We start from the raw sequence: 13618 nt of genomic DNA, 5'->3' as shown, positions 1-13618 counted from the left end.
CTTGGGGATTAGCGTCACAGATGAGACCCTGCAGCGAAGCGAAGCGGCTCATCGGACGCCCCCGGGAAAGCGCCCAGTCGGAACGGAGATCAACCTCACGTTATGATGGTGAACTTCCGTATATTTATTTCTGTATTTTGTTAACGTTTTTCTTCCATTAATTTAGGTTTATCTATGAAGGTTCACTATATACCTGTCGATATAAAGGGTATGATGAAAATGATATTTTGAACGTATCAAATACATAGATGAAAGGAAGAGTGGAATGGATAAAACAAAAGTCCAAAAAGTGAATAAAGCACTTATAGCAACTGTTTTTGCTACTAGTGGGATTGCTGCTGTAGTGCCACCACCACAAAAAGCGGCCGCTGCGGCTAATTCACCATTCACGGATATTGACCAATATTCAAGCCATTACGATAATATTTTAAAATTATACTCTCAAGGTGCGATAAGTGGGTATGCAGATAAAACCTTTCGACCAGATCAAAATGTAACACGTGGTCAAGCAGCAAAAATGTTGGCAACTGTTTTAAACTTAGATTTAAATAATGTACAAGATCCATATTTTAAAGATGTCCCAAAAAGCAGTGAATACTACAAGTATATAGCCGCGTTACAAAATGCAGGAATCATGGCGGGGTATTCAAACGGAACATTTATGCCTAATGAAGTGATTACGCGTGGGCAATTAGCGAAAATATTAGTGCTTGGCTTTAAATTTGAGGTAGCATCTAATTACAACAATAGTTTCAAAGATGTAACTAGCCAAACAAGCAACGCCATCTATATTCAAACTTTAGTAGATTTAAAGATTACAGAAGGGACAACACCTGTCACTTTCTCACCATATAATGCGGTAACACGTGGACAAATTGCATCCTTTATTGTGCGTTCACAAGAGAAAAGGGGCAATGCCACATCTTTCAAAATTACAGGTGTTGAAGACGAACAGATCTACATAAATGGTGAGCCTTACACAGTACCGAAAAGTCTCTCGCATATTTTTAACGAAGATAATGCAGCGGTATTAAAAGGTGCACTTATTGAAGGAGATCTTTCAGGCAAAACCATTCGCTCTGTGTCGAAGCTAACATTGAACGCTAGTGGGACAAGCTCAAGATTTCTAGAGTTTGATGGAAATCATGGGTCCTTTGGTGCAACAATCGTTGTCAATGGGAACTATATTGAATTTTCCAATGTTACATTGACTGGCACAATGTTTGTTAATGAAACGGTACGTCCACCTTTACAATTAGGCGTTTCCTACTATAAGCCTTTATGGCTGGGCCCTATAGCAAGCACAAATACGGCATTTATCAACTGGTCTAATCCAGATAATCCAACTGATGAAGGCTCGTCTTCATCAAATAACGGTCCAACAACAGATCTTCAAAATTGGACAGATCAGAATTCTGACAAAAATCCTGATAAAAACAAGCCATTTGTGAACTGGTCTAAAGATAAAGTGACGATGAAAAATGTTGAAAAACATATTGAATTTTATAACAGCACTGTATCACGCCTAGTTGTCTCTCAAAGTGGTACAAAAATCGAAACAAATATGAAGCTACCACGTGTAGACATCATTAGGAATGTCCGCGAATTTGAGATTCAAGGAAATATTGGCACACTAAACCTCGATACAGAAACGAAGATAACAATTTACGGAACTGGTAATATCGACAGGGTAAATTACAATAGCTTTACTGATTTAGAGCTTTATATAGACGGTCGCGTAGGGATTTTGTACGTTGATAATGTTTATGGTTGGGTGGATCTTGGCGATTACACGTATGTTGACAAAGCTATTATACCGAAGGACGAGTCACCGAATAATATTTTCGATGACTTCCTAGAGGATAAAGATAATATTGGCACTATTACAGATCCAGATGGTAAACCAGTCGATAAAGATGACATTGATAATCAAAAACCAGCTGATAAAACAAAACCTTTAATCGACATTACAAATGTAGCAGTTCTAAACGGTAGTGATGTTCAGGTCGACTTTACTTCAGATAAAGTTGGAACTTACTACTATATTGTTCGTGAAAAAGGCGCTGAAGCACCAACGAAAAAAGAAATGGTGAATCGTATTTCTACTGACAATGCGGCAAATGGAACAGGCGCAGCGGTGAATGGCAAAAACACTATTAAAATCACTAATTTAGGTGAGAAAAAAGAATATATCGTTTATGTGATGGTTGTTGACGGGGCGAAAAATGTTTCGGATATTAAATCGCAATCATTCCAAATGAAAGATGGAACACCGCCAGCTGTTAAATCTTTAACAGTTACACCTCTACATGGTGGTACACGTGCAGAGTTTACATTTACAGCGAGTGAACCAGGAGACTATTACTACTACGTACGTAAAAAGACAACTGCTGCTGATCCAACAACAGCAGATATTGTTGCTAAACCAACAGGTAAGGGCAAGGCAGTTGCAGGGAAACTTGGAATTACTGAAATTCTAACAGGTTTAGAGGCTGAAACGGAATACCAACTTTATGTAGTGATGAAGGATGATTCAGGTAATTATTCAAAAGATCCCGCTGTGGCAAAAGAATTTAAAACGAGCGAGCTTGATAATGTTCCTCCATATGTGGAACAAGGAAAGCTAGTAAGAAAGAGCAACAATCAGTTTGAGCTAACTGTGAGCGAAGCATTAGACCCAAAAAGTGCTAACGACGTTAATAATTATTTGTTAACAGGTACAGTTATTGTCAATGTAACTGGAGAAAAAGGGATTAAACCATCAGCTGTAGAGTATAAGCCTGGAGATAAAAAAGTATTATTAACAATTCCATCGGATACAGGGTTTGTTAATGGTGATACATTACGTGTAACGGTGTTACCAGGTGTTAAAGATTTAGCGGATAATGCATTTGAAAACGCAAATAACGTGAAGCCAGGAAACTCTATCCGTAACTACGCGGAGTATAAACATGATGATACTGTAATGCCAGTTATAAAAATAGAAAATACGGTGAATAAAGCTGATGAATCTGACGGTTTCCGTCGAGCAGAAATTGAATTCAAGCCGAATAAGGCCGGTACGTATTACTATATGATACTACCAGATACAGTAGTCGATAATGGCGAAACGAAAACTTTCCAACAGTATTTAACAGATCATAATATTACAGAACGTGATTTTACCAATGAATTTGCCGGTGATTCTAATAAATCTGGTTACTTCCAAATTGGTGGAAAAGATGTTTATATTCAACGTGGCTCAGGTACTGCTGATTTAGAAACGGCCACACAAAAATTCCCTGTATCTGTTGAAGAAAATAAACTGGATCCGTTTAGCAGCTATTCTGTTTACATGGTACTAAGAGATCGTGGTGGTGAGCTTTCTAAAATTGCAGGTCCTAAAGAAGTATTTGGAGATGTTAAAGCACCGTTAATTCGAGATTTGGATCTTAAACCAAAAGAAAATGATGATAAAAAAGCAACGATTAGCTTTGAAACGAACGAAACAGCAAAAGTTCATTACTGGTTTGTAGAAAAGAGAATTAAAGATAAAGATGGCAATTTAATTGATAATCCAGACGCTAAATTAACGGCGCCAGCTGATGAAAAGTATTTAGAAACGAAACTGAAAGCAAGTCCATCTGTATCTAAAATAGGTAAAGGTATTTCGGGGAAAGTAGATGCGGTAGGCGTATCATTAAAGCCACATACTGAATATGTTGTTTACGTCGGAGCAGAGGATACGTATGGTAATTTCACGATTTATAAGGCGAATGATCCATATAATGACCATGATAGATCAGCAACGGGCTTGATGAAACAAGATTTCTACTCGGATGGTACACCACCAAGCATTGGCATGACGTCCCCTATGGACAATATAAAGTATCCAGGACTTATCTACCGCAATGATGATGATACATTTACAATCACGTTTAGTGAAACGATTATGCGTGATGAAAACGGTAAATCAAGCCTTGTAGGAACAGATGATAAAGTTGTTGTTGGTTTGGCAGATATCTTGAAGATTACTACAAAAGACACGAATGGTAATGATATTGATGTTACAAACAAATACGAACCTGTGTCTTATACAGTAGGAACAGATACTACAAAAGAAAGTAAACTCATTATTAAACCGAAATTACCAAGTGACGGTAATAAAACAATTACTGTTACAATGAATGATAAAACTCGAGATTTTGTTATTCCAGGCTATGAAGGACATAAGTTCATTAATACTGGTCAATATCTATACAGAACATTGGATGCGAAGTTTATGGAAATTAAACTTAGCTACCTTGAATCGTTAGGTGACGATAGAAAAGTTCAAGCTACTTTCGATTTGCTGGGCTCTGCTCAACAATTCTATGAAAATGGCGAATTACTGAAGTACTACTACTTATCAGATACAGCAGGAACAGATCCTAATGTTATTAAAAATAGATTACCAGCGGAGGTAATTGATACAGTTGTGCATGGTTCAAATAGTTCATTAGCAAAAGGAACAGGAACAATTGCAACAAATATTGCTCGTATTACAAAAGAGCTGACGCATCCAGCCAAATTCTTTAACGGCGACTGGGTAACAATTGTATTGGAAGATAAGTATGGTAATTTCCATAAGTTTTATGCGAAGGTTGGCTATAAGGACCCTGCCATCCAAACAACGCCATAAGCATACAAAAACCAAGTGGTCATATAAAGACCACTTGGTTTTCACTTTGGATGAAACCCCCTGGCTAAAATCTTAGCAAAGGCTGTTGTATATATTTGATAGGCATTTCTTGAATTGGTCAAAGCATATATGCTAAACAAGATTTAACGTTAATTAATAATTCCATAAAAATATTAAAATGAATTTAACGATTCACTTTCAAATTATTTCAAACGAATTCGTCTAGCTGTGAGAAGAAAGACTTAATAGCAAATCATTACCATCAGAAATTAATTTTCCGTTCGGTATCTACTTGGTCGTTATAAAATTGTAGTGCTTGCTCTGCTTTCCATTTTTCAATAAGAAGCAAGTCTAATGCTTTGAATAAAATTACTGATAGAAATGTATATTTCCTAGAAGAGACACCTCAAATCCCATTGAGGTGTCTTTTTATGTTTAAAATAAAATCCGTTAAACCGCCTTATTATCCGTCAATCGGTAGAGTAGTAGAACTAAAAAAATTAAGATAACTATATTCCTAAAAATAGAAAAAATGAAAAGGGGATCTAAGATCCACATAGTGAATAGTTTCTTTATTTTAAGAGTCATAGGCATTAATAATGAAAGGGGAATGGAAATGAAAAACTTTTGGGTATTTGTTATAACAGGAATGCTATTAATCGTTACAACTACGGGATTTGCTCGTATGGCTTACGGTATTATATTACCTTTTATGCAGGAAGGGCTGTCATTAACTACAACACAGTCAGGTTTATTAGGTACGGTGCTTTTTTTAGGTTATTTACTTACAGTAGGTCTGTCTGGGATGCTTACGTTGCGGATTGGGGCGAAAAATGTGCTGTTGATAGGCGGAGGCTTTGTTATTGCAGGTTTTGGAGGTCTTATATTTGTAACGAACTTTTGGTGGGCCGCTATACCTTTATTTTTGGCTGGTGCTGGTAGTGCCCTTGTCTATACACCTCTATTATCAATAGCAGTGAGCTCTTTCCCAAAGAAAAGAGGGGCAGTGATGGGATTGCTAATGAGTGGTGTGGGAGTAGGAATGCTCTTATCTGGAGTACTTGTACCCGCTATGCTTCGGCATTTTCCTGAGCTTGGCTGGCGAGGAGTATGGTTAGTATTTACGGTAATCACAATTATAGTCGTGTTAGTTGCATTTTTGGTGATAAAGACACCACAATCAACGGCAGAAAATGGTACTGTACAAGAAAAAACTAAAGCCTGGAGAAGTAAAGAACTATACCTTTTAGCTGGAATTTATTTTGCTGTTGGACTCGTTTATCTTATTCCGAATTTATATCAAACAAGCTATATGAAGGACATTGGGATTTCGAATGCAGTGGCGGGCTCCATTTATGCTGTTGCAGGGATCGTTTCAATTGGCGGTGCTCCAATATGGGGAATGCTAGCGGATAAGATAGGTGTGAAAAAAGCATTAATGGGAGCGTTATTTTTGTCAGTTATTGGAGATGTCTTTCCGCTGTTAATTCCTAATGTAATTGGATTTATCGTGTCTGCTATTATATGGGGTTCGTCTCTTGGAGGTGTCCTTGTACTCATTCAAATGAAGGCGAGTCAAGAGGTATCGGCAAAATATGTGGCGCCAGCGATCGGCTTTATTTCCATCTTTTACGCTATCGGTCAAATGATTGGGCCTGGACTCGCAGGATGGCTTATAGAATATACTGGGGGATATGCTACTGCTTATGGTTTTGGAGCTACTATTTTCTTTTTATGTTTACTATTATCAATGGTACTTACTACTAAAGAAGAATAGCTTAATCTCTGTTCGTTTGCTATACTTTGGTTATGATTGATAATCGTTCTCAATTGAAACCGAAGGATGGTGACGAACATGTTGAATACTAATTTCCATGAGAACTTTAGTGAATTTTTTCATGCATTGGAAATATTGAAGGTACAAGAATGTCCGTTTGCATTCCAACCAAATGTGCAGGAAGGAGCTGTACATCGTTTTATTCCTCGGCCAGATTTAGAAGTGGTTATATCTGATTATTCATTTTATCGAGAGTACCAAATGCAAGTAGTAACAAAGCAGCCTATGGTTGAACTTAGTTTCTGTTTACAAGGTAATAGAGGTGTTTACATCTCAGGTTCAGAATATGAAATTTCTTCAGGAACATGCTCGCTTCAATTTATAGAGCAAGTGGGGGCAAATTTTATGTTTCATAAAAATCAATCCTATCAAATGGTGGGGGTTGGTATTCCAATTTCAACCTTCAATCATTTTATGAGTGAAATTGGTGAAACTAGTAGGGAATCCTTTAGTTTCTCTAAAATTCTTGATGGAAAAAGATATAGACTATTTCAAGAGAGAATTAACGCATCTTCCCTAATTATTGTTCGGCAAATGTTAAATGCTATAGCAAGTAAGAAAATGACCAATTTAGAGCTAGAATGTCGAGCATTACAGCTATTATCTATGACATTTCGATCTCATCTATTGGATAATTCTCTTAGCCCTGTTATGTTTTCAAAAAGTGATAGAACAAAAATACAGCAAGCCCAATCAATTATTATGGAGCACATGTCCAATCCTCCAACACTAATTGAGTTATCGCGTTTAATTGGTTTAAACGATTACAAATTAAAAAAGGGATTTAAAGAAATGTTTGGGACAACAGTGTTTGGATATTTAAGAGAAAAAAGGCTAGAGAAAGCATTTCTTTTATTACAAGAGGGAACTATGAATGTAACTGACATTGCGAGTGCAGTGGGATATTCTAATCCTAGCTATTTTGCAGAGATTTTTAAGGAGAGATTTGGAATTAATCCTAGGGAAATATTAAGAGATCTTAATCGATTGTAGAGGATATATCTCTAACTCACAATACAGCTTAAATTGAGTGAATTAATTTAAGGTGTTTATTATGGGAATAGCAAATGGTAGATTTTTTTGCAAGTTTAATAGCATTCTTTAGATAGAAATAAAAAAGGGGGCCTATTTAAGACCACCCTTTTCATACTCATACCCAACCAAACGCTCGAGCAACTGTCGCCGTTAGCCATGTCACACCAATAGCAATAACCGTTGGAATTAAAAACGACATAAATGTCCACTTTGCACTTTTTGTTTCTTTATAAATATTGACTAAAGTCGTTCCGCAAGGGAAGTGTAGAAGTGAGAATAACATCATATTTAAAGCTGTTAGCCACGTCCATCCTTGGTCGATAAACACTTGTTTTAACTTCGATAAATCCTCAATTTCTAGCATAGCTCCTTGTGATAAATACGCCATAATTAGGATAGGGATAACGATTTCATTGGCTGGTAGCCCAAGAATAAACGCAGCCATAATAAAGCCATCCATACCAAGAGCCTGACCAAACGGATCTAAAAAGTTAACAAAATGCATTAGAATACTCGTATCGCCAACGTAAATATTGGCGAATACCCAAGTTAAAATAGAGGCAGGCGCTGCAACGATAACAGCTCTTTTTAGTACATTCCATGCTTTATCAATACTTGCTCTTAAAACTGTATCCCAAAACTTTGGTTTTCGGAATGGTGGAAGCTCTAATGTGTAATGGGTAGGTACACCCTTTAAAGCCGTTTTAGAAAGAACCCAAGAAACGGATAATGTCACAACGACGCCTAACATAACAAATCCTATTAAAATAGCCGCTGTTATCATTGAACCTGTTGCACCTGAAAAACCAGTTACCATAAATAATGAGGCTAATAAAATAAGTGTTGGCCATCTCCCATTACAAGGAACAAAATTGTTCGTTAAAATGGCTAACATTCGTTCACGAGGAGATTCTATAATTCTCGTTGATAGAATAGCTGCAGCATTACAGCCAAAGCCCATTGCCATTGTTAATGATTGTTTCCCATGTCCTCCAGCTCGTTTAAATAAACGGTCCATATTAAATGCTACACGTGGTAGGTAACCGTAGTTTTCTAATAGAGCGAAGATAGGGAAGAATATAGCCATTGGTGGCAGCATAACACTAATAACCCAACCTGTACCTCTAAATAGCCCAAGAATTAAAATACCGTGTAGCCATTCTGGTGCGTGCAATGTTTCAAAAAGAATTGTTAGCTTACCCTCTAGATAGCCGAATAAGTTTGCTAACATATCTGAAGGTACGTTTGCGCCAGCAATAGTAATGTAAAAGACAGCCCCAAGCAAGAGAAGCATAATAGGGAATCCCCAAATGCGGGATGTGAAAATTTCATCTAATTTATCAGATCTGTACATTGCAGGCTGCTGTGATACTGCTTTTTTACATAAAGATTTGCTTTTGGTATAAATATCACTAACGATTTCATCTCGAATATCCTCATTTGAAACTTCGTTTACTTCAGCTAAAATACCCTTAAGTGAATTATGATTTAACACTGACTGGGACTCCATTCGTTCTCACCTCTTGCTGGTTATTATTTTTATGGTGTTGCAGTTTTAAGATTAATTCCTCATCACCATCAAGTAAGCGAAGGGCAACCCATCTCGATGGATATTTATCATCAAAATAACCTTCTAATTTGGATTCTACCTTTGTAATGGCGTCCTCTATTTCTTTTGAATATTTCATACGATACGGAGTTGTGACAATTTGCCCACTCACCAGTTGATTTAACGTATCCAGCAATCGATTAATCCCTTTTTTATTTCTTGCTGATATTTTTACAACTGGGACTCCTAGTTCACGAGCTAATCTCTGTTCATCAATTCGGATCCCTTTTTTCTCAGCTTCATCAATTAAATTAATACAAATAATGACATTATTAGTCATTTCTAAAACTTGAAGCGCAAGATTTAAATTTCTCTCTAATGATGTTGCATCGAGAACAACAATCGTTGCATCCGGTTGGTCAAAAATAATATAGTCTCTTGCGACTTCTTCATCTGCCGAATTGGAAAATAGAGAATAGGTCCCGGGTAAATCCACAAGTACATATTGCTGTCCTTTGTGTTCAAAAGATCCTTCTGCATGAACAACTGTTTTCCCTGGCCAGTTCCCAGTATGCTGTTTCAATCCTGTTAATGTATTAAATAATGTACTTTTACCGGTATTTGGGTTTCCCGCTAAAGCTATTCTATTAACGCTCATTTTGTATTCCCCCTTACAATTTCGCCCAAAATCATAGAGCTTTCATTATTACGTAATGCAATCGTCGTATTGCTTACGCGATAAGCAACAGGGTCTCCTAAAGGACTTTTACGAAGAACAGAGATTTCTGCTTCTTTCACAAAGCCTAAATCTAATAATCTTCTTCTAAGAGGACCCTTAATATTAATTTCTTTTATTAAAAAGCAATCTCCGAATGAGCATTCAGAAAGTGGTTTTAATGTTTTTTCCATATGCATTTTTTATTCCTCTCTATAATAATATTTCTCTAACTCCATATTGTTTCTCTAAGGAAACTTTATTAATGATTATCCCTGTTTTATGACAATTGTCAATAGTTATCTGAAAATTTTTTGAAAGAACGTGATGAAAGAGCGTCCTAATGAAGGGATGACGGCGCATTTTTTGACTAAGAAATGTTGAAAAAAAGGGGAGGTGTTTAGCATACAAAGCGGGCAAAGTTTTGATGTAATGATACTCAGTATGATGGGTTCGTTATTAGTGCATATAGATAAGAGGGGATTTGCATTGAAGAGGCGATAGCGGAGCAAAAAAATATGTAATGTATTTTCTCCGTTTCCATTATCCAATCCACCTCATCCTTTGCACTAGAATAATTGATAATAGTTATCATTATCAATTATAATGATTTATGTTGACAACTTCAAACAAAAGAAATGAGTGAATGCCATGAATGTGGATCATCATATTTTTTTATGGATTCAAGCCTCTATTAAAGTGTTGGATATACGTTATACGAGAATGAAGAAGGATAACTCTTTGCGAAACTATCAATTACCTGCCAGTGTATTTTTATTTGCAACAAAAGGAAGTGCAGAAATACAACTAGACAACATTGATTACATTTTAAAGAAGTTTCAAGTGATACATAGTGGGAAAGGAGCTCATCTGAGCTAATCCTAGCTATTTTGCGGGGGTTTTTAAGGAGAAATTTGGAATGAATCCTAGGGAGATAATAAGAAATCTTTACAATGACAATCGACTGTCGCTAGTACGAATGAAAAACTATTAATATTAATAAGTTTCTGGTGAATAATTTCGTATATTAGGGGATGGCATCTATATGAAGAAAAATAAATGTAAACAAGATATGGCGATTTCACAAGTTTATTATCCTGTTCAAATAACTAGATTAGAGGACATTATATGTGACCATGAAGAATTGTCTTCTTTGCCTTGTATTGTTGTTGTTTCTGAAGGCGTGGCATTATGTCCAGTAAATGATAAGGAGTTTAAGTTATCGCGTGGATCCGTCTTACTTTTGGATAATGCAAAAAATTTTCTCATCACTGTAGAGTCAAAATTACGAGGCATAGTCATTCAATATCGTACGTATGGTCATGAAAAGCCAAGCATATTGCATCATGCTAAACCGCTTTTGAATTGCTCTTATAGAATTATTAATTTAGCTCTAGAATTGCAAAAGGCTTCAAGGAATACCTCTATTGGTAACCCGTTTCATTTTCAAAGAATGTTTGTGGAGCTACTAGAAGCACTTTATAACGAATTAGATAATCGAAAGAAGCACGATGATTTATGGATAGAAAAAGTACTTGATTACATAGATTTGTATTTCCATGATGAGCTAACACGTGATCAGGTGGCTGAAATTGCACAAGTAAGCCCAGAGCATTTTTCTCGCACTTTTCACAAACATACGGGCTATACATTCAGTGCTTATCTTACATTACTGAGAATTCGAAAATCACAGCAAAGATTACTCCAGCATATGCCGAAATTAGATCTTCTTGCTCAAGAGGTTGGTTACAGTGAAGGGACGTATTTTAGTCGGAAGTTTAAACAGTTGGTTGGGGTCTCTCCTACTGCTTATTACAAGAAGGAAAAACGGATAGTTGCACTTAATACAAATCATACAGCGTGCCTCATTGCTCTCGGTATTACACCCGAACTAGGTGTATATTCTCCTTGGTTGGAGAGTGTAAGGCAAGTAAGCCCGGTCCACAAATTAAAAGGCTATGAGCATGATATCGCCTCAAATTATCAGGAGATAACAGCTGCTTGTCCAGATGTCATTATTAACTACAGTGGCAGCATGGAAAAACAATTTTTACTGTCATTAGCACCTGTATTCGAGCTGCCATGTAGACAGTTAAGCTGGCGAGAGCAATTTGGGCTTATTGCCAATATTGTTGATAGAAGAGAAGTATATAAGAGCTGGCTCCAGCAATATGATGAACAGATAGCTCTCTGTAACCATATTCTTGATCAACAGCATGGCACAAGAGGTACTGCTATTGTTTGGGAAATAGGTAGTCATGCAGCTTATTGCCTAAATAGTAGCCATGGGCGAGGGAGTCATATACTATACGAAGATTTAGGCTTTAGTCGACCAGATGCGATAATCACACAAAATATTGAACAAACAGGATATTTAACAGTAGATATTGAAGAAATCGTTCATTTTCCAGCTGATTATATATTCATAACTGCTCTTCCTACAAAAGATTTCGGAAAAGAGCGTCTCTTAACAGTGTTACACTCAGAAAAATGGCAATCGCTTATGGCTGTACAAAAGAAGCAGGTGTATTTTATTAATCAGTATGAATTATTTTATGGATATGATCCATTATCTACAGCATCTCAATTACATAAATTAATGGGAGTACTGACATCACAAAAGTACAGGGCAACAAATCACTTCCATACATAGACAGTTATTTTACATTCTTCTACAATTATTGAGAATGATTATCAATTGATGCGTATGGAGGGAAAAAATTGCTAAAACAAAATAGAAATTTCATAACACCACTTTTTCTTATATTACTGCTTATATTAACGGCTTGCGGAGAAAAAGAAAAGACAGCTAGTCCTTCTGCAGAACAAGATAAAAAAGAGGCAGAGACAAAAACGGTGCAGACTACAAATGGTGAGATTGTTATTCCGACTAATCCGAAGCGTATTGTAGCAGAGGAATATATCGCTAGTTTACTTGTGTTAGATGTAAAACCTGTGGGAGCTCCTGGGTTGACTCTTGAAAACTATTATTTAAAGGAAGCATTAAAGGGTGTAGAAGATATCGGTGTGTATGGAAAACCATCGGCTGAAAGAATTTTAGCGCTCAAACCTGATATGATTATTACCGGCAATGGGGAAAATTATGATGCATTAAGTAAAATTGCTCCTACGGTTGTCATCCCTTACGGTGAATTGAAGAATGCTCATGAAGAGCTTACATATTTTGGTGAGTTACTTGGCAAAGAGCAAGAAGCAAAGGAGTGGCTCGCACAATATGATCAAAAAATTGCCGATGCCAAAGCACAGGTGGATGCAATAATTCCAGAAGATGCGAGCTTCTCCATTATTGAAGATGCTGGCAAAACCTATTATGCCTATGGTGATAATTTTGGACGTGGTGGACAGCCCGTTTATCAGGCACTTGGTCGAAAGCCACCTGTCAAAGTAGCAGATGAAATTATGGAAAAGCAGTGGGCTGAGATTTCAGAAGAAGTGTTGGCGGATTATACAGGCGATTATATTATTTTGACATCTAATGGTAATCGAACAGTGGAAGAGTACAAAAAAGATCCTGTTTGGGGTAGCTTGCCAGCCGTAAAGAATGATCACCTTTATGTTTGGCCAGAGGAGCGCTCATGGTATTACGACCCAACAGCTGTGTTGGCTCAGGTTGAGGAATTAACAAACTGGCTAACGAAAAAGAAATAACAAAACCAGTATAGCTAAAAAATTTGCACATTTGATCTTTAGCAATAAAATAATGGAAGCATCTTTAGAAATGGAGGTGCTTCTTTTTTGTTTTTAATATGTTATTGAAAATGTTTGGGATTAATAGTATTTACAAATTCTATGACTTGAATT

Annotated in this window: 9 protein-coding genes; 6 read left to right on the top strand and 3 right to left on the bottom strand. The window is 36.7% G+C overall.

Annotated features, from left to right (window positions below):
* Positions 1-265 precede the first annotated feature (265 nt).
* The 3 genes from ACIQZA_RS20085 (at position 266) to ACIQZA_RS20075 (ending at position 7490) form a co-directional block, all read left to right on the top strand.
* The gene (locus tag ACIQZA_RS20085; protein WP_402883583.1) at positions 266-4660 is read left to right on the top strand and encodes an S-layer homology domain-containing protein; all 4395 of its coding nucleotides are present in this window, start codon (positions 266-268) and stop codon (positions 4658-4660) included.
* 616 nt (positions 4661-5276) lie between these two features.
* Entirely contained in the window at positions 5277-6437 is a 1161-nt protein-coding gene (locus ACIQZA_RS20080) for an MFS transporter (RefSeq protein WP_402883585.1), read from the top strand.
* Between the two features lie 78 nt (positions 6438-6515).
* Entirely contained in the window at positions 6516-7490 is a 975-nt protein-coding gene (locus tag ACIQZA_RS20075; protein ID WP_402883587.1) for a helix-turn-helix transcriptional regulator, read from the top strand.
* 157 nt (positions 7491-7647) lie between these two features.
* Here the strand turns inward: ACIQZA_RS20075 and ACIQZA_RS20070 are convergent, their stop codons facing one another.
* From ACIQZA_RS20070 to ACIQZA_RS20060, 3 genes are read right to left on the bottom strand one after another with little or no spacing between them, the layout of a single operon-like run.
* Entirely contained in the window at positions 7648-9042 is a 1395-nt protein-coding gene (locus ACIQZA_RS20070; RefSeq protein ID WP_142509587.1) for a nucleoside recognition domain-containing protein, read from the bottom strand.
* Positions 9014-9739: a FeoB small GTPase domain-containing protein gene (locus tag ACIQZA_RS20065; RefSeq protein ID WP_142509586.1), complete on the bottom strand. Its 726-nt coding sequence runs from the start codon at positions 9737-9739 to the stop codon at positions 9014-9016. Before ACIQZA_RS20065 ends, ACIQZA_RS20070 begins: the two co-directional genes overlap by 29 nt.
* Positions 9736-9996, bottom strand: coding sequence for a FeoA family protein (locus tag ACIQZA_RS20060; protein WP_132363535.1), 261 nt, complete (start codon positions 9994-9996; stop codon positions 9736-9738). Before ACIQZA_RS20060 ends, ACIQZA_RS20065 begins: the two co-directional genes overlap by 4 nt.
* Before the next feature lie 451 nt (positions 9997-10447).
* On the opposite strand from ACIQZA_RS20060, the gene ACIQZA_RS20055 reads away from it, so the two are divergent.
* The 3 genes from ACIQZA_RS20055 to ACIQZA_RS20045 all read left to right on the top strand — a co-directional run bounded on the left by ACIQZA_RS20055 (position 10448) and on the right by ACIQZA_RS20045 (position 13465).
* The gene (locus tag ACIQZA_RS20055) at positions 10448-10675 is read left to right on the top strand and encodes a hypothetical protein (RefSeq protein WP_402883588.1); all 228 of its coding nucleotides are present in this window, start codon (positions 10448-10450) and stop codon (positions 10673-10675) included.
* A gap of 166 nt (positions 10676-10841) precedes the next feature.
* Complete coding sequence (locus ACIQZA_RS20050; RefSeq protein ID WP_402883589.1) at positions 10842-12449, top strand: ABC transporter substrate-binding protein; 1608 nt, start codon at positions 10842-10844, stop codon at positions 12447-12449.
* 68 nt (positions 12450-12517) lie between these two features.
* The gene (locus ACIQZA_RS20045; RefSeq protein ID WP_400939856.1) at positions 12518-13465 is read left to right on the top strand and encodes an ABC transporter substrate-binding protein; all 948 of its coding nucleotides are present in this window, start codon (positions 12518-12520) and stop codon (positions 13463-13465) included.
* Positions 13466-13618 lie beyond the last annotated feature (153 nt).

This window comes from Lysinibacillus sp. NPDC096382 (assembly GCF_044762845.1).
GTDB lineage: Bacteria > Bacillota > Bacilli > Bacillales_A > Planococcaceae > Lysinibacillus.
This window is presented reverse-complemented; position numbering and strand designations above follow the sequence as displayed.